Origin of the sequence: Streptomyces canarius (genome assembly GCF_014650735.1) — a bacterium.
GTDB classification, from domain to species: Bacteria; Actinomycetota; Actinomycetes; order Streptomycetales; family Streptomycetaceae; genus Streptomyces; species Streptomyces olivaceoviridis.
The window spans coordinates 87,998-107,741 of the sequence record NZ_BMVN01000022.1; the positions used below are offsets into that span (position 1 = coordinate 87,998).

Below are 19,744 nucleotides of genomic sequence, written 5' to 3' on the forward strand. Positions count from 1 at the left end.
GACCGCGACATGGGTGACGTACGGCACCACAAGGGCTGACCTGCGCTTCTTCCGCCCCGGCCGACCGATCCGGTCTCGATTGTCAGTCCCCGCCGCTAGCCTCTTTCGACATGCCCGCCCGTATCACCGACCCCGAGCAGCTCAAGGAGCTCCTCGGTATCCCGTTCACCCCGGAGCAGACGGCCTGCATCATCGCGCCGCCCGCCCCGCAGGTGATCGTGGCCGGTGCCGGGTCGGGCAAGACCACCGTGATGGCGGCCCGCGTGGTCTGGCTGGTCGGCACCGGGCAAGTGGCCCCCGAACAGGTCCTCGGCCTGACCTTCACCAACAAGGCCGCCGGTGAGCTGGCCGAACGCGTCCGCAAGGCCCTGATCAAGGCCGGCGTCACCGACCCCGATGCCATCGACCCCGACAACCCCCCGGGCGAGCCGGTCATCTCGACGTACCACTCCTTCGCCGGCCGCCTGCTCACCGACCACGGCCTGCGGCTCGGCCTGGAGCCCAGCTCGCGCCTCCTGGCCGACGCCACCCGCTACCAGCTCGCCGCGCGCGTGCTGCGCGAGGCCCCGGGCCCGTACCCGGCACTGACCCGCTCCTTCGCCGACCTCGTCAGCGACCTGCTCGCGCTCGACTCCGAACTCGCCGAACACCTCGTCGACCCCGAGGAACTGCGCGCCTGGGACACGGGCCTGCTGCGCACCCTGGAAGGGGCCAAGCTCACCAACGCCGACCTGCGCAAGGTCCCCGAGACCGCCGCGGCCCGCCGGGAACTCGCCGAGCTCGTCCAGCGCTACCGGGCCGCCAAGCGCGCGCGGGACCTGCTCGACTTCGGCGACCAGATCGCCCTGTCGGCCCGCCTCGCCCGCATCCCCGAGGTGGGCCGCCTGCTGCGCGAGGAGTTCCGCGTGGTGCTCCTGGACGAGTACCAGGACACCTCCGTGGCCCAGCGTGTCCTGCTCGCCGGCCTCTTCGGCGCGGGCACCGGCCACCCGGTGACCGCCGTCGGCGACCCCTGCCAGGCCATCTACGGCTGGCGCGGCGCCTCCGTCGCCAACCTGGACGACTTCCCCGACCACTTCGCGCACGCCGACGGCCGGCCCGCCACCCGGCAGGCGCTCAGCGAGAACCGCCGCAGCGGCGGGCGCCTGCTCGACCTCGCCAACGGCCTCGCCGCCCCCCTGCGCGCCCTGCACGCGGGCGTGGAGGCCCTCCGCCCGGCCCCGGGCGCCGAGTACGACGGTACGGTCCGTTGCGCCCTGCTGCCCACCCACGCCGAGGAGATCGACTGGATCGCCGACTCCCTCGCCCACCTCGTGCGCACCGGCACCCCGCCCGGCGAGATCGCCGTGCTGTGCCGGACCGCGACCGACTTCGCCGAGATCCAGGGCGCCCTCGTCGCCCGCGACATCCCCGTCGAGGTCGTCGGCCTCTCCGGCCTGCTCCACCTGCCCGAGATCGCCGACCTCGTCGCCGTCTGCGAGGTCCTCCAGGACCCCGGCGCCAACGCCGCCCTGGTGCGCCTGCTGACCGGTCCGCGCTGGCGCATCGGCCCCCGCGACCTCGCCCTGCTGGGCCGCCGCGCCCGGCTGCTGGTCGCCCACGCGCGCGTGGACGGCACCGACGACCCGGACCGCCGGCTCGCCGAGGCCGTGGAAGGCGTCGACCCGTCCGAGGTGATCTCGCTCGCGGACGCCCTGGCCACCTTCCTGGAAGCGCCCATGGCGGAGGGCGACGACGACGGGCTGCCGTTCTCCCCGGACGCGCGCGTGCGCTTCGCCCGGCTCGCCGCCGAGCTGCGCGACCTGCGCCGCTCGCTGTCCGATCCGCTGATGGACGTCCTGCACCGCGTCCTCGCCGTCACCGGCCTGGAGGTGGAGCTGTCGGCGTCCCCGCACGCGCTCGCCGCCCGCCGCCGCGAGACCCTGTCCAACTTCCTGGACGTCGCCGCCTCCTTCGCCGCGAGCGACAGCGAGGCCACCCTGCTGGCCTTCCTCGGCTTCCTGCGCACCGCCGCCCAGTACGAGAAGGGCCTCGACAACGCCCTGCCCGGCGGCGAGAACACCGTCAAGGTGCTCACCGCGCACAAGTCCAAGGGCCTGGAGTGGGACGTCGTGGCCGTCCCCGGACTCGTGACCGGCACGTTCCCCAGCGCCCAGGGCCGCGAGAAGTGGACAGCGCAGGCCAAGGTGCTGCCGCACGCGCTGCGCGGCGACACCGACACCCTGCCCGACGTGCACTCCTGGGACTCGCGCGGCATGAAGGCCTTCCACGAGGCCATGAAGGAGCACCAGCACACCGAGGAACTCCGCCTCGGCTACGTCACCTTCACCCGGCCGCGCTCACTCCTGCTCGGCTCCGGCCACTGGTGGGGGCCCAGCCAGAAGAAGCCGCGCGGCCCGTCGGACTTCCTCACGGCCCTGTACGACCACTGCGCCGCCGGGTACGGCGAGATCGAGGTGTGGGCGGACCCGCCCGCCGAGGACGAGGAGAACCCGGCCCTGCACGCGGCCACCGCCGACCAGGTGTGGCCGCTCCCGCTGGACGACGCCGCCCTGGCCCGCCGCCGCGCCGCCGCGGAGACCGTCTTCGCCCACCTGGACGCCCTCGCCGCCGGACCTGCCGACGGGCGCCGGCCGGCCCTGCACGACCCCGCCGGCGCCGAGGACCCGGACTGGCCCGCCCCACCGGACGACGACCCGTACGGCGAGGAGCCGTACGACGAGGAGCCGTACGACGAGGAGCCGTACGCGGACCTGCCCCATGAAGAGGATCTTCCGCACGACGATCCGTTCGGCGACGACCCCATGTACGCCGAGCCCCTCGACGACGACCCGTTCGACCAGGACGCCTGGAACGCCGAGCGGCCCACGGTCCCGCACCAGGCGCCCGCCCCGCAGGACGGTCCCCGTGCCGCCGGACCGCGGCTCGCCGCCGCCCTCACCCCGGAGGAGGCCCGCACCATCGCCTCCTGGGACCGTGACCTGGACGCGCTCACCGGAGAGCTGCTGCGCGCCCGGCAGACCGTCACCGAGGTCCCCCTGCCCACCACGCTCACCGCCACCCAGCTGCTGCGGCTCGCCGAGGACCCGGACGGGCTCGCGCAGGAACTCGCGCGCCCCATGCCGCGCCCCCCGCAACCGGCCGCACGCCGGGGCACCCGGTTCCACGCCTGGGTGGAAACGCGCTTCGAGGAGCTGACCCTGCCCCTGCTGGAACCGGACGAGCTGCCCGGCGGCGACGCCGAGATCGCCGACGAACGCGACCTGGAAGCCCTGAAAGACGCCTTCGAACGCACCGAGTACGCCCGGCGCACCCCGTACCGGGTCGAGGCCCCCTTCCAGCTCACCCTCGCCGGCCGTGTCGTCCGGGGCCGCATCGACGCCGTCTACCGGCACGGCGACGGCGACGGGGCGACGTACGAGATCGTCGACTGGAAGACCGGCCGCACCGGCACCGCCGACCCGCTCCAGCTCGCCGTGTACCGGCTGGCCTGGGCCGAGCAGCAGGGCATACCGCCCGAGTCCGTCACCGCCACGTTCCTGTACGTACGCAGCGGCGAGGCCGTACGCCCCGAGGGCCTGCCGGACCGGGCCGCGCTGGAGCGGCTGCTCACGGGTGAGACGGAGGGCACACCGGAGGCAAGCTGAGTGTGACGAACCGCCCGCCGAGGATGCCGGCGCGGGCCTATAGGCTCGGGAGCATGAGCCAGACCCCGGACAGTGCTGTCCGCACGTACATCGAGCAGCACCGCGCCGCCTTCCTCGACGACCTCGCCGCATGGCTGCGCATCCCCTCCGTGTCGGCCCAGCCCGACCACGCTCCCGACGTACGGCACAGCGCGGACTGGCTCGCCGCCAAGCTGTCGGAGACCGGCTTCCCGACCGCCGAGGTCTGGCAGACCCCCGGGGCCCCCGCCGTCTTCGCCGAGTGGCCGTCCGGCGATCCCGAGGCACCCACGGTCCTGGTCTACGGTCACCACGACGTGCAGCCCGCCGCCCGCGAAGACGGCTGGGACAGCGACCCCTTCGAGCCGGTCGTCCGCGAGAACCGCCTCTACGCGCGCGGGGCTGCCGACGACAAGGGCCAGGTGTTCTTCCACACACTCGGCGTCCGCGCCCACCTCGCCGCGACCGGCCGCACCGCGCCGGCCGTCAACCTCAAGCTGCTGATCGAGGGCGAGGAGGAGTCCGGCTCCCCGCACTTCCGGGCCCTGGTGGAACAGCGCGCCGGGCGCCTCGCCGCCGACGCCGTGATCGTCTCCGACACCGGCATGTGGTCCGAGGACACCCCGACCGTGTGCACCGGCATGCGCGGTCTCGCCGAGTGCGAGATCCGGCTGTACGGCCCGGACCAGGACATCCACTCCGGCTCCTTCGGCGGCGCCGTGCCCAACCCGGCCACCGCCGCCGCCCGCCTGGTCGCCGCCCTCCACGACGAGCACGCGCACGTGGCGATCCCCGGCTTCTACGACGGCATCGTCGAGCTCACCGACCGCGACCGCGAACTCTTCGCCGAGCTGCCCTTCGACGAGGAGCGCTGGCTGCGCACCGCCAAGTCCTCCGCCCTCCACGGCGAGGCCGGCTACTCGACCCTGGAGCGCATCTGGGCCCGCCCGACCGCCGAGGTCAACGGCATGGGCGGCGGCTACCAGGGCCCCGGCAGCAAGACGATCATCCCCGCCACGGCCATGGTCAAGCTGTCCTTCCGGCTGGTCGCCGGCCAGGACCCCGACCACATCGAGAAGGCCGTCCGCGCCTGGACCGCCGAGCAGGTGCCCGCCGGGATCCGGTACGAGATCGACTTCGGCTCGGCCACGCGCCCGTGCCTGACCCCGCTCGACCACCCCGCGCTCCAGTCCGTGGCCCGCGCCATGGGCCGCGCCTTCCAGGAGCCGGTCCGCTTCACCCGGGAGGGCGGCTCCGGACCCGCCGCCGACCTCCAGGAAGTCCTCGGCGCCCCCGTGCTCTTCCTGGGCATCTCCGTCCCGTCCGACGGCTGGCACGCACCCAACGAGAAGGTCGAGCTGGACCTCCTCCTCAAGGGCGTCGAGACCAGCGCGTACCTGTGGGGTGACCTGGCCCGGAACTGGCGTACCACATCCTGACCGGCCGACGCCGTACGGCGGGACACCGTGCGCGGGGCACACTGGAGGGACCGCCCCGACCGTCCCGCCGCACCGGCCGCACCCGGCCCGGTGCCCTCCCGCCCTACGTCCCGCCGAACCGCCCGCCGAAAGAACCGCCGCACTGGGGGAGTTGGAAGCACCCGTGACCATCTGGACCGACCACACAGCCGACCGACCCATCTCACTGACCGCCTCGAGCGGCATCGACCGCGCCGCCCACCACCGGCTGGACGAGGCCTGGCTCGCGGCGGCGTGGAGCCACCCCACGACCCGCTGTTTCGTGGTCTCCGGCGGCCAGGTGCTCATCGACGAGACCCCGGACGGCCGGACCGAACTCGTCATGACGCCGTCCTTCGAGGCCCCGCTCACCGAGGCGCACCGCTACTTCCTCGGCATCGACGACGACGGTGTCAGCTACTTCGCGCTCCAGAAGGACGCGCTGCCCGGCCGCATCGACCAGTCCGCGCGCCCGGCGGGGCTGCGGGAGGCCGGCCTGCTGCTGTCGCCGCGCGACGTCGGGCTCATGGTGCACGCGGTCGGCCTGGAGAACTGGCAGCGCACCCATCGCTTCTGCTCCCGCTGCGGCGAGCGCACGGTCATCGCGGCGGCCGGCCACATCCGCCGCTGCCCGGCCTGCGGCGCCGAGCACTACCCGCGCACCGACCCCGCCGTGATCATGGCGGTGACCGACGAGGACGACCGCATCCTGCTCGGCCGCCAGGTCCACTGGCCCGAAGGCCGCTTCTCCACGCTCGCCGGGTTCGTGGAGCCCGGCGAGTCCATCGAGCAGGCGGTGCGCCGCGAGGTGTGCGAGGAGGTCGGCGTCACCGTCGGCCCGGTCGAGTACGTCGCCAGCCAGCCCTGGCCCTTCCCGTCCAGCCTGATGCTCGGCTTCATGGCCCGCGCCACCTCCACCGAGATCGACGTCGACGGGGACGAGATCCACGAGGCCCGCTGGTTCTCCCGCGAGGAACTGCGCGCGGCCTTCGAGGCCGGCGAGGTGCTGCCTCCCTACGGCATCTCCATCGCGGCCCGCCTGATCGAGATGTGGTACGGCAAGCCCCTGCCGACCCGCAGCTTCGTCTGAGACGGCGAACGGCGGCTCCCGAGCCGGTTCCGGACTCGGGAGCCGCCGTTCGGTGCGGCTCGCGCTTACGCGGCGAGCTTCTGCTTGACCTGGGCCAGCGACGGGTTCGTCAGCGTGGAGCCGTCCGCGAAGAGCACGGTCGGGACGGTCTGGTTCCCACCGTTCGCCTTCTCCACGAAAGCCGCGGAGTCGGGGTCCTGCTCGATGTTGATCTCGGTGTAGGCGATGCCCTCCCGGTCCAGCTGGCCCTTCAGCCGCCGGCAGTAGCCGCACCAAGTCGTGCTGTACATCGTCACAGTGCCCTGCATGTCTCTCGCGCTCCTCAGGCAGCTCGGAAAATGTCGTCCAGGGAGAGAACGTAAGGGACCGGCCCGCCATTCCCGCGCGACGGGCCCGCCATTCCCGCGTGACAGGCCCGCCATTCCCGTGCGACGGGCCCGCCGGTCAGCGGCGACGGGCCCGCCAGTCCCGGACGACTGGTCCGCGCCACTCCCGGACGGCCGGTCCGCCAATCCCGGCGATCGGTGCGCCATTCCGGGCGACCGGTCCGCCCGTCCCGGTATGCGCTCCCGGCTGTGACGCCTGCCGCATTAGTACGACTGCGAGCCCCAGCCTGTGGACAACCGGCACAGCCGTCCCGGGCGACCTGGCAGCATGGCGGTGTGACAGCAGCAACGCATTCCACCCTTTTCCCGCAGGGCACCGGTGGCTCCCCCTACACGGCTCCGCCGAGCGGGGCCGACGCGGTGCTCGAAGGGCTCGACCCCGAGCAGCGCGAGGTGGCCACCTCCCTGCACGGTCCGGTGTGCGTGCTGGCCGGAGCGGGCACCGGCAAGACCCGGGCGATCACCCACCGCATCGCCTACGGGGTGCGCGCCGGCATCCTCCAGCCGTCCAGCGTGCTCGCCGTCACCTTCACCAACCGCGCCGCCGGAGAGATGCGCGGCCGGCTGCGCCAGCTCGGCGCCCAGGGTGTCCAGGCCCGCACCTTCCACTCCGCCGCCCTGCGCCAGCTCCAGTACTTCTGGCCCAAGGCGATCGGGGGGTCCATCCCCCGGCTCGTCGACCGCAAGATCCAGCTCGTCGCCGACGCGGCCGCCGCCCTCGGCACCCGGCTCGACCGCAACGAGCTGCGGGACGTGACCGCCGAGATCGAATGGTCCAAGGTCACCCAGACCGTTCCCGGCGACTACCCGTACGCGGCTGCGAAGGCAGGCCGGGAGGCCCCCCGCGACCCGGCCGAGATCGCCCACCTCTACGCCGCCTACGAGGACCTCAAGCGCGACCGCGCGGTCATCGACTTCGAGGACGTCCTGCTGCTCACCGTCGCCGTCCTCCAGGACCGCCACGACATCGCCGAACAGGTCCGCGCGCAGTACCAGCACTTCGTCGTGGACGAGTACCAGGACGTCAGCCCCCTCCAGCAGCGGCTGCTGGACCTGTGGCTCGGCGACCGCGACAACCTGTGCGTCGTCGGGGACGCCAGCCAGACCATCTACTCGTTCACGGGAGCAACGCCCGACCACCTGCTCGACTTCCGCGCCCGCCACCCCGGCGCCACCGTCGTCAAACTGGTCCGCGACTACCGTTCCAGCCCCCAGATCGTCCACCTCGCCAACGGCCTGCTCGCCCAGGCCCGGGGCCGCGCCGCCGGCCACCGGCTGGAACTCGTCTCCCAGCGCCCCTCGGGGCCCGAGCCCGTCCACACCGAGTACACCGACGAGCCCGCCGAGGCCGAGGGCGCCGCCCGCCGCATCCGCGAGCTGATCGACGCGGGCGTCCCGGCCGCCGAGATCGCCGTCCTGTTCCGCACCAATTCCCAGTCCGAGACCTACGAGCAGGCGCTCGCCGACGCCGGGGTGCCCTACCAGCTCCGCGGCGCCGAGCGCTTCTTCGACCGGCCCGAGGTCCGCAAGGCCGGCATCGCCCTGCGCGGCGCGGCCCGCTTCGGCGGCAACGACTCCCTCCTCGACGACGCCGTGGACCTGCCCTCCCAGGTGCGCGCTGTCCTCTCCGGCGAGGGCTGGACCAGCGAACCCCCGGCCGGCTCCGGCGCCGTCAGGGAGCGCTGGGAATCCCTGGCCGCCCTGGTCAACCTCGCCCACGACCTCGCCGCGGCCAGACCCGGAGTCACCCTCGCCGACTTCGTGGCGGAACTGGACGAACGGGCGAACGCCCAGCACGCCCCCACCGTCCAGGGCGTCACGCTGGCCTCCCTGCACGCCGCCAAGGGCCTGGAATGGGACGTCGTCTTCCTGGTCGGCATCGCCGAGGGCATGCTGCCCATCACCTACGCCCGCACCGACGAGCAGATCGAGGAGGAACGCCGACTCCTCTACGTCGGCGTGACCCGCGCCCGGGAACGCCTCCATCTGTCCTGGGCCCTGTCCCGCTCACCCGGCGGGCGCCCCAACCGACGGCCGAGCCGCTTCCTCGACGGGCTGCGCCCCGGCACCACCCCCACCGTCGGCCGCACCGGCGCCGGCGCGGGCGCGGGCGTCGAACGCGGCACCCCGGCGAGCGCCGCCGTCACCCCCCGGCGCACCCAGCGCACCCCCGCCCGTTGCCGGGTCTGCGGTCGCACGCTCACCGACGCGGGCGAGATGAAGCTGATGCGCTGCGCGGACTGCCCCTCGGACATGGACGAAGGGCTCTACGAGCGGCTCCGGGAATGGCGCGCGGTACAGGCCGAGCGCAGCGGCCAGCCGGACTTCTGCGTCTTCACCGACCGGACGCTGATGGCCATCGCGGAGACATGCCCGGAGAGTCCCGCCGAACTCGCCCGCATCCCCGGTGTCCTCAATCGCAAGCTGCGCAGCTACGGAGCCGACGTTCTGGCCATATGCGCAGGTCAAGAACCTGGTGGAGACGACGGCAGCGACTGATGCCAACTCGTCGAAAAAATAGTTTGCGCATGCCCCGCGAATCCCCATAGGTTCTAGGCACGGAAGCAGCGGCCTTCTCCAAGGCGCGGGTTCCGTGATGTACTTGCATATCCGAACGGGACCGGTTCACCCTGGTCCCTTGAGACGCCGAGAGGAGGCGAGTCCAGTGATCAGCATCACCACCAGCACCACCGTCAGCACGGCCAAACTGACCGATCGCTCGACCGTCTCCACGTGCATGCTCGGCGCCTCGAACCAGGGCACCGGTCTGTCCGGCATCCGTGCCGTGCGTCCGGCGTCCTCCCCTGCCCTCGCGGTTCTTCCCATCCGCGAGCGCAATGAGCGACCGACCAAGGCACTGGAAGCGGTAGCGGCACAGGCGCACGCCTATGCCTTTGCGGCGGCCGGTGCCGGATTCCGGAAGCAGACGACGCAGCACCACCTGATGTGGGCCTTCCGTGGGCCAGAACCCTGGAGTGATCCAGCCTGATCGCCGATCAGGCCGGCGCCTTCAGGGCCGCGGAACCCCATCCGGGATCCGCGGCCCTTCTGTTTGCCCCGAACGGGGACGACGGAGCGAAGGGGCCTCGGGACAGGAAGAGAACCCGGTACCCAGCCGACACCCGGTCAACCGGCCGGACCGACCAGACGAGGAAGACCACCCGTGCAACTCGAAGCGCACGCCCCGTCCGTACCGCCTTCGCAAACCATTCCCCCGCCCGGCCTCACGGAGGACTCCACCTTGACCCCCCTCACCGCGCTCACCGCGCTCGACGACGCCATCGAGAACCTCGGCGTACCCGTCCCCTGCCGCTCCTACGACCCGGAGGTCTTCTTCGCCGAGTCGCCGGCGGACGTGGAGTACGCCAAGTCCCTCTGCCGCACCTGCCCGCTGATGGAGGCCTGCCTCGCCGGCGCCAAGGAGCGGCGTGAGCCCTGGGGCGTCTGGGGTGGCGAGCTGTTCGTCCAGGGCGTCGTCGTCGCCCGGAAGCGGCCCCGTGGCCGCCCGCGGAAGAACCCGGTCACGGCATGAACACCGCAGGAACGATCGATCGCCCCCTCACGCACGACCCCAAGAAGCAGGCCCCGATGAAGCCGTCCACCAGCGAGCCCGCCGGCTCCGCGACCACAGACTTCACCACCACCGGCGCGACCGAAGCGCGTCAGAACAGGAACCGTGAGATGCAACTCATGCAAGAAGCCCTGGCTCGTGCGCATATGCACGAGCGACTCCATGACGCCGCGCGCGAACGCCGGGCCGTGCGCCTGGCGGTCGCCCAGCGGATGCAGCGGCGAGCCGAGCGCGCCTCGCTGCGCGCCCGCCGCGCGCTCGCCATGGCCGTCATGCAGTAACGAACACACCTGAGCAGCGGTGGCCTCCCGGAGCGGGGAGGCGAAGCCTCCCCGCGGGGGCCGGTCCGGCCGAACGGACCGGCCCCCGCGGTGCGTTGCGCCCGCCGATCCGCCGGTCACGGGGTTATCGTCACCGGGTGACGAGTCTTCCCGGCGGAAGTGATCAGGGCGGCTCCACCGCGGAGCGCCGTCTGGTGTGCGCCCGCTGCGGCACCCCCGCCGACGGCCCCCAGCCGGCCACCTGGACCTGCTCCGTGGAGAACGGCGTCCGCCAGTACTTCTGCGACGCCTGCTCCCGGGAGAACCTCCGGGCGATCGAGGGACGGCTGGACTCGGCCTGGTGGTGAGATCCCTTCTCCGGGGCCCTCCCCCCCACCCCCGCCCCCCACCCCCCAAGAACTCAGGGCACGCCGATCACGCCCCCTCCGCCGACTCCTCCTCGTCGGTGCCGGTGTCCTCGGGCGCGTCGGCGGCGAAGCCCGGGAGCCATTCCTCCAGTTCGTCGCGGAGGCGTACGTTGGCGCCCAGTTGGCACAGGACCCCGATCGTGCTGAGGGTCACCCGGTGTATCAGCAGGTAGGCCGGCGGCAGGTTGAGCTGCTTGCCGAGCTGGTAGGCGGGGGAGCGGGGGTCGGCGATGCGGGCGGCCTGGCTGCGCATCCAGGAGCGGGTGAAGGTGAACGCCTCCACGCGGGCCGGCTCGATGATCGGCAGCAGGTAGTCGAGGACCGCGTCCGGGTCCAGCTCGACGGTCTCCTTCACGAAGCCCTCGGCGCACAGCAGCTCGTAGACCGTCTCCGCCTCCCCGTCCAGCGTCATCCGCAGCGAGATGCCGATCGGGGTCGGCAGGCCGCCGGGGAGCCGGTCGACGGTGCCGAAGTCCAGCACGCCCAGGCGCCAGTCGTCCGGACCGTCCGGGCCGCCGGGCAGCAGACGGAAGTTGCCCGGATGGGGGTCGGCGTGCAGCAGGCCGGTGCGGGCCGGGCCGGAGAAGAGGAAGCGGGCCAGGAGCTGGCCGGCCCGGTCGCGCTGCTCCTGGGTGCCGTCCGCGATGACCTCGGACAGCGGGATGCCGTCGATCCACTCGGTCACCAGCACCTGGTCGCACTGGTGCACCACCGCCGGGACGACCACGTCCGGGTCGTCCGCGAACTCCTCCGCGTGGACGCTCTGCGCCTGGGCCTCCAGCCCGTAGTCCAGTTCCTCCGAGACGCGGTCCCTCAGCTCGGCGATCAGCGGCTTGATGTCCATGCCCGGGATGAGCGGACCCAACAGCCGGGCGAACCGGCTCAGTTGCCCGAGGTCGGAGAGCAGCGCCTCACCCGCGCCCGGGTACTGCACCTTGACCGCGACCTCACGGCCGTCGTGCCACACCGCCCGGTGCACCTGGCCGATCGAGGCCGCGGCGGCCGGCTTGTCCTCGAACTCCTCGAAGAGGTCGCGCCAGTCCGGCCCGAGCCGTTCCTGGAGCACCGCGTGTACGGTGCGGGTCGGCATCGGCGGGGCGGCCTCCTGGAGCTTGGTCAGGGCCGCGCGGTAGGGGCCGGCGATCTCCTCCGGCAGCGCCGACTCGAAGACGGACAGCGCCTGCCCGAACTTCATCGCGCCGCCCTTGAGCTCGCCTAGCACCTTGAACAGTTGCTCCGCCGTGCGCTGTTGCAGCTCGCGGCCGACGATCTCCGCGGACTCGCCCACGATCCGCTTGCCCAGCCCCCAGGTCGCCCGGCCGGCGAAGCCGAGCGGGAGCGCGGCGAGCTTGGCGGTACGGGTGACCGCCTTCCGGGGAAGATCAGACATGCGCCCTCCAGGTCCCAGTCGGCCGTGCCGCGCCTGCTTCGCGTCGCCGCTTCGTCGACGGCCGTTGCACCGCCATTGTCGCGCGTGTCCCGCCATCGGTTGCGGAGTGCTCTCGTTTCTCTCTCCCGGCCGCCCCGCAGGCGCATTCCGGATGCGGCCGGACCGGCCGGGGCCGCCAGTCCAGACCGGGCAGGGACACCTCCCAGCGAGTACCGGCGGCGGACGGCGACCCTCCGTCGAGGAAGGCCAGGGCGTGCGCCGCGGCGAGACCGGCCACCGCCGTGGCCAGGGTCAGGTCGCAGGCGCCGACGCGGCGGGACCTTCCGGACCGCCACTGGGTGACCAGACGGGGCCAGGCCGGGTCCCGGTCCGTGCGGTCCCGGTCCAGGCAGCCGGCGCAGCCCGTCTCGCCGGGCAGGACGAGCGGGCCGACGACACCCGTGCCCTCCACGACCCCGGCGTAGAGATGAGGGGTGCCGGTGGTCATCAGCGGTTCGGCGGTGAACGGGTCCGGGGCGTGCACGGCGACATCGTCGCGGGGCGCGAAGATCACCAGGGAGAGGCCGGGCTCCCCGGCGCCGGAACCCGGGGCGTGGGCGTGGCGCGGTGGACGGTCCGGTGCGGCGCGGCGGACGGCGGACCGGGCCGCCGCGTCCCGGCGGTCGCCCAGCGACTCGGTGGTCAGCCCGCCCGGCGCCAGGTCCCACGGCTCCACCCGGCCCACGTCGCACACGTCGACCTCGCCGACGCCGGCGCCCGACAGCACCGACGCGAGCAGGGCGCCGACCCGGCCCGCGCCGCGCACCCGGACGCGCAGCGCGCGCCGGGCCGCGAGCCGCGCCAGCGCGCCGCCCGGCTCGGGTGTGAGGAGGGACAGTGAGGCGAGGTCGGGGCGCAGCCGTTCGAGGACGTCCGTCTTCTCCCGCAGCGCGTCCGCGGCCGGTCCGCCGCCGCGCGTGTCGTCGAGGAGGCCCGCGCGGGCCAGCCGCTCCACCAGCGCGTCGACGTGGTCGGCCGGCACGTCCGCCCGGCGGCCCTCCTCGCGCAGCAGCGGCAGCCCGCGCGTGCCGTCGAGCAGGTCCAGGAAGCTGCCGGTCGCCGTGGCGACCGGGCCCAGGGTCAGGGCGTGCGCCGGGGTCATCCCGAACTGCACGGTGTTGCGATCGCGCCAGCCGCGCCGCAGCGCGGGTTTCACCACCGGATGCATGACCGGCCCCCCGTGTCCGTGAATGCGTGTCTGCGCCAGCATGCCCGTGCCGTGGTCCGGGCAGCGGGAGTTATCCACAGGCTGGGGGTGTTCTTCATATCAATCAGACGGGGTGAAGTGGTGTAAAAGGGATGGATGGATCGGTCGTACGAATCAAACACATGGTGGGGGATCCGGAGTGAACCGTCCCCGGGCCGGGACTTTGCCCCCGTCCAGCGGGTAACGTCGGGGCGTGCCCGCCGACCCACTGCACCGCGCCGGTGAACCACAGCGCAGCACGACGAGCCAGCCGCCCCGCGGCTCCGGGGCGAGCGCGATCGAGGTCCGCAGGAGCGCCCGGCGCCGCCGGACGGTCTCCGCGTACCGCGAGGGCGACCGCACCGTCGTACTGATCCCCGCCCGGATGTCGAAGGCGGAGGAGCAGCGCTGGGTCACCCTCATGCTCGACAAGCTCGCCGCCCAGGAGAGCAAGCGGGTGCTGGGCGACGCCGCGCTGGCCGAGCGTGCCGAGCGGCTGTCCGCCCAGTACTTCGACGGCCGGGCCCGGCCCGCCTCCGTGCGCTGGGTCACCAACCAGAACACCCGCTGGGGTTCGTGCACCCCGGCCGAGGGCAGCATCAGGCTGTCGCACCGGTTGCAGGGGATGCCGGAGTACGTCGTCGACTACGTGCTCTGCCACGAGCTGGCGCATCTGCTCGTCCCGGGCCACGGTCCCGACTTCTGGCGGCTGCTGGAGGCCTACCCGCGCACCGAGCGGGCCCGCGGCTATCTCGAAGGAGTGGTCGCCGCCGCCCGGCTGCCGCATGTGCCGGGCGCGCGCGATGAGCAGGAGACCTGAGCGGACTTCGGGCGTCCGGCGTCTTCCCGGGGTGACCGGGAGCCGTCCCGCGCGCCGGGCGCCTTCCGTGTGAGCGGCCGGGTGCGGTTGTGTACCGGGTCTGTACCGGCCAGCACCCTCGGGGGTCGCTGTCGGTCTTTGCCGTTAGCCTGGCGCGACGCACTCACATTCGGGATGGGGGACGGTCGTAACGCATGGCCAGGGAATTCCAACGCGGCCACAAGGCCAGGATCAGTGACCTCACGGCGGGCACGGATCTGTACGTAGGCGTGCAGATCTCCGGCCCCGGACTGACCTTCGACATCAGCTGCTTCGGTCTGGACGCCGACGAGCGTCTCTCGGACGACCGGTACTTCGTCTTCTTCAACCAGCCGAAGTCCCCGGAGGAGTCCATCCAGCTGCTGGGCGCCCAGGCGGGTGACACGGAGTCGTTCCGGGTCACGCTCGACCGGATCCCCTCGCACATCCGCAAGCTGTCCTTCACGGCGACCATCGACGGCGCCGGACAGATGTCCCAGATCGCCCCCGGATACCTGCGCATCGTGGCGGGCGGCGAGGAGGTCGCGCGGTACTCCTTCAGCGGCGTGGAGTTCTCCACCGAGCGGGCCGTGATGCTCGGTGACTTCTACGTCAAGGACGGGTGGCGGTTCGCCGCCGTCGGACAGGGCTTCGACGGCGGTCTGGAGGCGCTGCTGAGGAACTTCGGCGGCGAGGTGCTGGAGGAGGAGGCGCCCGCCGCCCCGCAGCAGCCCCCGTCCGCGGCAGCACCCGGCTTCGCCCCGCCCGCCCAGACCACGCCCCCACCCGCGTTCGGCGCCCCGGCCCCCGCACCAGCCCCGGCCCCGGCCCCCGCGCCCGCTCCGGCGCCCGCCCCGCAGGGCTTCGCCCCGCCGCCCGGCCACACCCCGCCCCCGGCCCCGGCGTCCGGCCCGAACGTGCACGCCGCGCCGACGGTCGTCGCACCCCTCACCCCGCCCGCGGCCGGCAACGTCCCGCCGCCGGCCCCCGCACCCGCGCCCTACGGCCAGCCGCCGCAGCAGCCGTCGTACGGCGGCCAGCCCGGCGCGCCGATGCCCCCCGGACACGGTCAGCAGCCCACCCCCTACGGCGGTCAGCCGACCCCGCCCATGCCCCCGGGCTACGGACAGGTCCCCGGCCATCAGCCCGCCGCGTACGGAGTGCCGCAGGGCGCGCCCCAGGGCGGTGCCGGGGTGACGGCCGCGCTCCAGGCGTTCAAGGAGACGCCGACCGGGCAGCGCTGGACCCAGCAGAACAAGAAGCTGATCCGCGTCGACCTCGGCATCGGCGGCCAGCCCGTGCTGGCCAAGCAGGGCAGCATGGTGCTCTACCAGGGCAAGGTCGACTTCAACTACAAGGGCGCCGGGCTCGCCGGGCGGATCGTCGGCAACGCCACCGGCCAGGAGATGCAGCTGATGCGCTGCACCGGCCAGGGCCAGGTGTTCCTCGCCGAGAACTCCACCCATCTGCACCCCGTCGAGCTCCAGGGCGACGCCATCTGCGTGTCCGCGGAGAACGTCCTCGCGTTCGACGAGAGCCTCCAGTACGAGGTCCGCCGCATCGAGGGCCACGGCATCCCCGGCGGCGCGCTGTTCACCATGCAGTTCCAGGGCACCGGCACGATCGTCGTCAAGACGCACGGCACGCCCGTGGTGCTGCCGGTCACGCCGACCACCTTCGCCGACTGCAACGCCGTCGTCGCCTGGTCGGCCGCCTCCCAGGTCATCGTCTCCAGCCAGGTCCGCATGCGCCGCAACGCCTACCCGGGCGACACCGGGGAGAGCGTCAACCTCCAGTTCCGGGGCGCCCCCGGCAACTTCATCGTCGTCCAGCCCTACGAGGTCTAGAGGGAGCCCGTCATGAACCAGCCGCTCGCGGGCTTCGCCCCCGCACCCGTCACCGCCCGCATGGAGAACCACGGCAACCACATGCTGAAGGTCGCCCTCCAGACCGGGAACGACCTCCTCGCGCGCGTGGGGTCGATGGTCGCCTACGAAGGCTTCATCCAGTACGAGCCCAACCCGCCCGCCGTCCGCCAGATCGCCCGCGACTGGGTCACCGGCGAGGGCGCGCCGCTGATGAAGTGCTCCGGCGACGGCCTGCTCTACCTCGCCGACTACGGCGCCGACGTCGTCGTGATCAACCTCGACGGCGACGGCATCTCCGTCAACGCCACCAACCTGCTCGCCTTCGACGCACACCTCACCTGGGGCGTGGAGCGCGTGAAGGGGCTCGCGAAGTTCGCCGGCCAGGGCCTGTGGAACACGAAGATCTCCGGGCAGGGCTGGGTCGCGCTGACCTCCCGGGGCAAGCCGATCGTCGTGGACTGCGGCGGCGGCGAGGACGAGACGTACGTCGACCCGGACGCGCTCGTCGCCTGGTCGCCGAACCTGAAGGTGAAGGGCAAGCGCAGCTTCAAGGCCCAGTCGCTGATCGGCCGGGGCAGCGGAGAGGCCTACCAGATGGCCTTCTCCGGCCAGGGCATCGTCGTCGTCCAGCCCAGCGAGGACAGCACCGACCGCCTCCGGTTCCGGGGCTGAGGGGGAGCCAGAACACCATGCAGAGCCCGCTTTTCGCGCACAACGACGTCCAGACGCAGGAGCGCTGGAGTTTGCAGAACGCGCAGATGCTCCGGGTCACCCTGGAGGGCCACGACGACCTGCTCGCCCGCAAGGGCACCATGGTCGCCTACCAGGGCCTGGTCGAGTTCGACGCCGAGTACCGCAGCAACGGCCAGGCACGCGCGCGTGCGCACACCGGCGAGGGCCTGGACCTGATGCGCTGTCACGGACAGGGCACCGTCTACCTCGCCAACCTCGCCCAGTACGTGCACCTCATGGACGTCGAGCAGGACGGGCTGACCGTCGACAGCTCCTACGTCCTCGCCATGGACTCCTCGCTGCACCACGAGGTCATCGCCGTCGACAGCCTCTACGGCATCTCCGGCTCCGGGAAGTACCAGCTCAACATCACCGGGCGCGGCCGGGTCGCCCTCATGACCTCCGGGGCGCCGCTGCTGATGCAGGTCACGCCCGACCGGTACGTCAACTGCGACGCCGACGCGATCGTGGCCTGGTCCACCGGGCTGCGTGTGCAGATGCAGGCCCAGACGCACTCCTCCGGCGTGTGGCGCCGGCGCGGCAACACCGGTGAGGGCTGGGAGCTGAGCTTCATGGGCACCGGCTTCGCTCTGGTGCAGCCCAGCGAGCTGCTGCCGCCGCAGAACGCGGTGATCGGGCAGGGCCTCGCCGCCCAGTTCGGCATGGGGCAGCAGGGCGCGCGCGGGCAGAACCAGGGGAACGTCTGGAGCTGAGCCGAGAGCGACGAGGGGTGACCGCCTGTGCGGCCACCCCTCGCGGGCTCAGAGCCGGGCGCGCGTGGCGTCCAGCAGGCGCACGACCGACGCGTCGGCCACGCCCGCCACCTCGTCGTAGGCGTACCAGCGCAGGTCGAGCGACTCGTCGCTGATCTCGTGCACCGCGTTGGGCGGGGCCAGGACCGCGTACTGGACGTCGAAGTGCCAGTGGCACGGCGGCGGGATCGGATGCCGGTCCAGCCGCACCGGGCCACCGGGAAGCAGCGCCAGCCCGGTGATTCCGGACTCCTCGGTCGCCTCCCGCAGGGCCGCCGCCTCAAGCGTCGGGTCGCCCGGCTCGCAGTGGCCGCCCATCTGGAGCCACATCCGCAGCTTCCGGTGCAGCGTGAGCAGCACCCGGCCGCGCTCGGGGTCGACCACCAGGGCGCTGGCCGTGAGATGACCCGCGTGGCAGGCCTTCCACAGGCCGTCCGGGTGGGCCGCCAGATGGTCCAGGTAGGCCTGGCGCAGCTCTTCCTGGCCCTCGTACCCCTTCAGGACGAGGACCGCGTCGTCGTACAGGCTCACTCGGTGTCGTCGCCCTTGCCGTCGTCGTCCTTCTCGCCTTCGCCTTCCCTCTTGGTCAGGTCGGGCTTGCCCGCGGAGCCGCCCGCCGCCTCGCCGAGCATCTTGTCCAGCTCGGAGAAGTCCAGCTGCTCGCGGTGGACGAAGCCGTCCGGGTCGTCCAGGTCGGTCGCGGTCGGCAGCATGTCCGGGTGGGCCCACAGACCGTCCCGGCCGTCGACCCCGCGCGCGTCCGTGAGCGAGGCCCACAGACGGGAGGCGTCGCGCAGCCGGCGCGGACGCAGCTCCAGCCCGATCAGCGTGGCGAACGTCTGCTCAGCCGGGCCACCGGTCGCACGGCGGCGGCGCAGCGTCTCGCGCAGGGCGTCGGCGGACGACAGGCGCGGCTTCGCGGCGGCGTGGACCACCGCGTCCACCCAGCCCTCCACGAGCGCCAGAGCGGTCTCCAGACGGGCCAGGGCGGCCTTCTGCTCGGGCGTGTCCTCCGGCTGGAACATGCCCTGCTGGAGCGCGTCCTGCAACTGCTCGGGGTTCTGCGGGTCGAACTGGCCGACCACGTCCTCCAGCTTGGCCGTGTCGACCTTGATGCCGCGCGCGTAGCCGTCGACCGCGCCGAACAGGTGCGAGCGCAGCCACGGCACGTGCGCGAACAGCCGCTGGTGCGCGGCCTCGCGCAGCGCCAGGTACAGCCGCACCTCCTCCTTCGCAACGCCCAGGTCCTTGCCGAACGCCTCCACGTTGGCCGGGAGCAGCGCGGCCTTGCCGGCCGGGCCCAGCGGCAGGCCGATGTCGGTCGAGCCGACGACCTCGCCCGCGAGCACGCCCACGGCCTGCCCGATCTGGGTGCCGAACATGGCGCCGCCCATCGAACGCATCATGCCGATCAGCGGGCCCGCCATGGCCTGCATCTCCTCCGGCAGCACGTCGCCCATGGCCGCGCCGACCCGCTCGGCGACCGGGTCGACCAGCTCCTGCCAGGCGGGCAGGGTCGCCTCGACCCACTCCGCGCGTGACCAGGCCACCGCCGAGCCGGAGCCCGACGGCAGGGACGTCGCGTCGTCCAGCCACAGGTCGGCGAGGCGGACCGCCTCCTCCACCGCCTTGCGCTCGGCGGGGCCGACGCTCGCGTCCTTCGTGCCGTCCGACGTGCCCTGGGCGACCGTCTGGCGGGCGATCTGCTTGGCCATGTCCCAGTTCACCGGGCCGCCCTCGTACGAGAGCATCTGGCCGAGCTGCTGGAACGCGGCGCCCAGGTCGGTGGGGTTCAGGGAACCGAACATGGCAGCGAGCGGGTTGTCGGCGCCGGGGCCGCCAAAGCCGCCGGCTCCGGGCAGGCCGCCGAAACCGAACGGATTGGCCGGTCCCTGCCCACCACCGCTCTGCTGGTCCTTCTTCTTGCCCTCGTCGCCGTCTTCCGGCTCCTCCGGCGGAAGGCCGAAACCGAATGGGGTGTCACTCACGGGATTCCTCGGCTGGTAAGGCCACCGGTTTCGCTCCGGCGGCGCGGCTGCCCGACAACACCACCCAGCGTAGACACCCCGACCCGATCGGGCC

17 protein-coding genes are annotated in these 19,744 nt (G+C 72.9%); 12 read left to right on the plus strand and 5 right to left on the minus strand.

Features of this window, described 5'->3' with window-relative positions:
* Nucleotides 1-110 precede the first annotated feature (110 nt).
* The 3 genes from IE294_RS27690 (at nucleotide 111) to nudC (ending at nucleotide 6,212) form a co-directional block, all read left to right on the plus strand.
* Nucleotides 111-3,647, plus strand: a complete 3,537-nt coding sequence (locus IE294_RS27690) for an ATP-dependent helicase (RefSeq protein ID WP_189890564.1) — start codon at nucleotides 111-113, stop codon at nucleotides 3,645-3,647.
* A 53-nt stretch (nucleotides 3,648-3,700) separates the two neighbouring features.
* Nucleotides 3,701-5,104, plus strand: coding sequence for a dipeptidase (locus IE294_RS27695; protein ID WP_189890566.1), 1,404 nt, complete (start codon nucleotides 3,701-3,703; stop codon nucleotides 5,102-5,104).
* Between the two features lie 163 nt (nucleotides 5,105-5,267).
* The gene (nudC, locus tag IE294_RS27700; protein WP_189890568.1) at nucleotides 5,268-6,212 is read left to right on the plus strand and encodes an NAD(+) diphosphatase; all 945 of its coding nucleotides are present in this window, start codon (nucleotides 5,268-5,270) and stop codon (nucleotides 6,210-6,212) included.
* 65 nt (nucleotides 6,213-6,277) lie between these two features.
* On the opposite strand, the gene IE294_RS27705 is transcribed toward nudC, so the two are convergent.
* Nucleotides 6,278-6,520, minus strand: coding sequence for a mycoredoxin (locus IE294_RS27705; protein ID WP_189890570.1), 243 nt, complete (start codon nucleotides 6,518-6,520; stop codon nucleotides 6,278-6,280).
* A 267-nt stretch (nucleotides 6,521-6,787) separates the two neighbouring features.
* On the opposite strand from IE294_RS27705, the gene IE294_RS27710 reads away from it, so the two are divergent.
* From IE294_RS27710 to IE294_RS27730, 5 genes are all read left to right on the plus strand, one after another.
* Nucleotides 6,788-9,097: an ATP-dependent DNA helicase UvrD2 gene (locus IE294_RS27710; protein WP_306433473.1), complete on the plus strand. Its 2,310-nt coding sequence runs from the start codon at nucleotides 6,788-6,790 to the stop codon at nucleotides 9,095-9,097.
* A gap of 166 nt (nucleotides 9,098-9,263) precedes the next feature.
* Nucleotides 9,264-9,587 carry a hypothetical protein gene (locus IE294_RS27715; protein ID WP_189818176.1) on the plus strand — a complete coding sequence of 108 codons (324 nt, stop codon included), beginning with the start codon at nucleotides 9,264-9,266 and terminating at the stop codon, nucleotides 9,585-9,587.
* Nucleotides 9,588-9,761: 174 nt separating this feature from the next.
* The gene (locus tag IE294_RS27720) at nucleotides 9,762-10,130 is read left to right on the plus strand and encodes a WhiB family transcriptional regulator (RefSeq protein WP_103817702.1); all 369 of its coding nucleotides are present in this window, start codon (nucleotides 9,762-9,764) and stop codon (nucleotides 10,128-10,130) included.
* Nucleotides 10,127-10,450, plus strand: a complete 324-nt coding sequence (locus IE294_RS27725; RefSeq protein WP_014674859.1) for a putative WhiB-interacting protein — start codon at nucleotides 10,127-10,129, stop codon at nucleotides 10,448-10,450. Before IE294_RS27720 ends, IE294_RS27725 begins: the two co-directional genes overlap by 4 nt.
* 137 nt (nucleotides 10,451-10,587) lie before the next feature.
* Nucleotides 10,588-10,797: a hypothetical protein gene (locus IE294_RS27730; protein WP_189890572.1), complete on the plus strand. Its 210-nt coding sequence runs from the start codon at nucleotides 10,588-10,590 to the stop codon at nucleotides 10,795-10,797.
* Nucleotides 10,798-10,864: 67 nt separating this feature from the next.
* Here the strand turns inward: IE294_RS27730 and IE294_RS27735 are convergent, their stop codons facing one another.
* Entirely contained in the window at nucleotides 10,865-12,247 is a 1,383-nt protein-coding gene (locus IE294_RS27735; protein WP_189890574.1) for an ABC1 kinase family protein, read from the minus strand.
* Nucleotides 12,240-13,454 (minus strand): TOMM precursor leader peptide-binding protein, encoded by a 1,215-nt coding sequence (locus tag IE294_RS27740; protein ID WP_189890576.1) that lies wholly within the window; start codon nucleotides 13,452-13,454, stop codon nucleotides 12,240-12,242. Before IE294_RS27740 ends, IE294_RS27735 begins: the two co-directional genes overlap by 8 nt.
* A gap of 232 nt (nucleotides 13,455-13,686) precedes the next feature.
* On the opposite strand from IE294_RS27740, the gene IE294_RS27745 reads away from it, so the two are divergent.
* From IE294_RS27745 to IE294_RS27760, 4 genes are all read left to right on the plus strand, one after another.
* On the plus strand, nucleotides 13,687-14,292 hold the full coding sequence (locus IE294_RS27745) for a M48 metallopeptidase family protein (protein WP_189890578.1): 606 nt from the start codon (nucleotides 13,687-13,689) through the stop codon (nucleotides 14,290-14,292).
* 194 nt (nucleotides 14,293-14,486) lie between these two features.
* Nucleotides 14,487-16,157, plus strand: a complete 1,671-nt coding sequence (locus tag IE294_RS27750) for a TerD family protein (RefSeq protein ID WP_189890580.1) — start codon at nucleotides 14,487-14,489, stop codon at nucleotides 16,155-16,157.
* 12 nt (nucleotides 16,158-16,169) lie between these two features.
* A complete protein-coding gene (locus IE294_RS27755) occupies nucleotides 16,170-16,850 on the plus strand; it encodes an AIM24 family protein (protein WP_014674865.1) in 681 nt (226 codons plus the stop codon).
* A 17-nt stretch (nucleotides 16,851-16,867) separates the two neighbouring features.
* Nucleotides 16,868-17,623, plus strand: a complete 756-nt coding sequence (locus IE294_RS27760) for an AIM24 family protein (protein WP_189890582.1) — start codon at nucleotides 16,868-16,870, stop codon at nucleotides 17,621-17,623.
* Between the two features lie 48 nt (nucleotides 17,624-17,671).
* On the opposite strand, the gene IE294_RS27765 is transcribed toward IE294_RS27760, so the two are convergent.
* On the minus strand, nucleotides 17,672-18,193 hold the full coding sequence (locus IE294_RS27765; RefSeq protein ID WP_189890584.1) for an NUDIX hydrolase: 522 nt from the start codon (nucleotides 18,191-18,193) through the stop codon (nucleotides 17,672-17,674).
* On the minus strand, nucleotides 18,190-19,650 hold the full coding sequence (locus IE294_RS27770) for a zinc-dependent metalloprotease (protein WP_189890586.1): 1,461 nt from the start codon (nucleotides 19,648-19,650) through the stop codon (nucleotides 18,190-18,192). The genes IE294_RS27765 and IE294_RS27770 overlap by 4 nt, the downstream gene beginning before the upstream one ends.
* Nucleotides 19,651-19,744 lie beyond the last annotated feature (94 nt).

Excerpts from the sequence above, each read along its gene's own strand:
- IE294_RS27690 (WP_189890564.1), top strand. The coding sequence starts at position 111 with ATGCCCGCCCGTATCACCGACCCCGAGCAGCTCAAGGAGCTCCTCGGT.
- IE294_RS27695 (WP_189890566.1), top strand. The coding sequence starts at position 3,701 with ATGAGCCAGACCCCGGACAGTGCTGTCCGCACGTACATCGAGCAGCAC.
- IE294_RS27705 (WP_189890570.1), bottom strand. The coding sequence starts at position 6,520 with ATGCAGGGCACTGTGACGATGTACAGCACGACTTGGTGCGGCTACTGC.
- IE294_RS27725 (WP_014674859.1), top strand. The coding sequence starts at position 10,127 with ATGAACACCGCAGGAACGATCGATCGCCCCCTCACGCACGACCCCAAG.
- IE294_RS27735 (WP_189890574.1), bottom strand. The coding sequence starts at position 12,247 with ATGTCTGATCTTCCCCGGAAGGCGGTCACCCGTACCGCCAAGCTCGCC.
- IE294_RS27740 (WP_189890576.1), bottom strand. The coding sequence starts at position 13,454 with ATGCATCCGGTGGTGAAACCCGCGCTGCGGCGCGGCTGGCGCGATCGC.
- IE294_RS27750 (WP_189890580.1), top strand. The coding sequence starts at position 14,487 with ATGGCCAGGGAATTCCAACGCGGCCACAAGGCCAGGATCAGTGACCTC.
- IE294_RS27755 (WP_014674865.1), top strand. The coding sequence starts at position 16,170 with ATGAACCAGCCGCTCGCGGGCTTCGCCCCCGCACCCGTCACCGCCCGC.
- IE294_RS27760 (WP_189890582.1), top strand. The coding sequence starts at position 16,868 with ATGCAGAGCCCGCTTTTCGCGCACAACGACGTCCAGACGCAGGAGCGC.